The sequence below is a fragment of the Gardnerella sp. 26-12 genome (assembly GCF_001660745.1).
GTDB lineage: Bacteria > Actinomycetota > Actinomycetes > Actinomycetales > Bifidobacteriaceae > Bifidobacterium > Bifidobacterium swidsinskii.
The window spans coordinates 1-1,067 of the sequence record NZ_LWSR01000161.1 but is presented as its reverse complement, the minus strand read 5'-3'; the positions used below and the strand labels follow the sequence as shown (position 1 = coordinate 1,067).

The 1,067-nt window shown below is 33.5% G+C and carries 1 protein-coding gene; it reads right to left on the bottom strand.

All coding sequences use genetic code 11. The features are described from left to right. Positions 1 to 124 precede the first annotated feature (124 nt). Positions 125 to 1,009, bottom strand: a complete 885-nt coding sequence (locus A5295_RS06030; protein ID WP_004113326.1) for a GIY-YIG nuclease family protein — start codon at positions 1,007 to 1,009, stop codon at positions 125 to 127. Between the last annotated feature and the right edge of the window lie 58 nt (positions 1,010 to 1,067).

The window sequence follows — 1,067 nt, the reverse complement described above, 5'->3', positions numbered from 1 at the left end:
AATAACACCTAAACCAACATACTGTATAAAACACAAAATTTGTAAGTAATAAGAAGATGACTTTTACCTACTTACAACAGTATTAAATATGTATATGATTGCAACATCTATGTTCATATCAGATTTAAGCGTTTTCTTCTATCATTTTGAGTGATGTGCCATCTTCTGTTTTCCAATCAACTTTACCATTGGTAGTCATACCTAAAACAAATGAAGCTGCATATGAAGGACTCTTAAACAGATAATTCCTAGTCAACACACCATCTTTTATCTCATTATTTTGCTTACAACGCTCTCTAAGTTCTTTGATTACATCTGGTATAGATCCAGAATCCGTCTCTTCTATCTGACTACCAGCCAAAACAACAAAACCTTCATTAGTTCTTTTGCAATACGCTTCAATATTTCTTTGAGACCTCTTGATTTTCCTAGAAAGACCTAAGATTAATTCATCATCATGCTCTTCAACTACAGATTCCGGTGTTTTCACTAACGGCACAAAAATCCTATATCCTAATACGCCAAGCATTATCTTAAACTGCTCAACGTAAATCTCTAATTCAGCTTCCTTTTCTTCAGTTACATTACCAGGATTAGGATCATTTCCATTTTGAACCTTATAACGATTTGTATCGATTGCTAAATTAGTAAACTTATTTTCAAGATAGCTTATTTCAGTTGGACCCCAAGAATTACCGCTAGTTGTAAACATAACAGCTTCATTAAAATAAAAGTCATCTTTCAAATGTTCAGCGACTCTGAACAAAACACCTTCGCCATTCTTCCTAATACCAGCCTGTCCAATATAAACCGCATCTTCATCAAAATTGTTCTTACCGAATAAAAAATAAACACCACTCTGTTTTAACTGTTCCCTATCTTTGCATTTATCTAAATAAATTCTAGGAATTTTATATGCTAAACCGCTCCAGCCAGGCATCGTGCATTTAATCCTGCCCGTAACATCGCCATCCATCAAAAATATATTTAAATTCTTGCTGCTATTCATAATCTATCTCACCATCTACAGATTTATGCTTATTATACTCTGTCTCTTATACACATCT

What these genes read in the sequence shown, in the direction of transcription:
- A5295_RS06030 (WP_004113326.1), bottom strand. Translation starts at nt 1,009, where the DNA reads ATGAATAGCAGCAAGAATTTAAATATATTTTTGATGGATGGCGATGTT.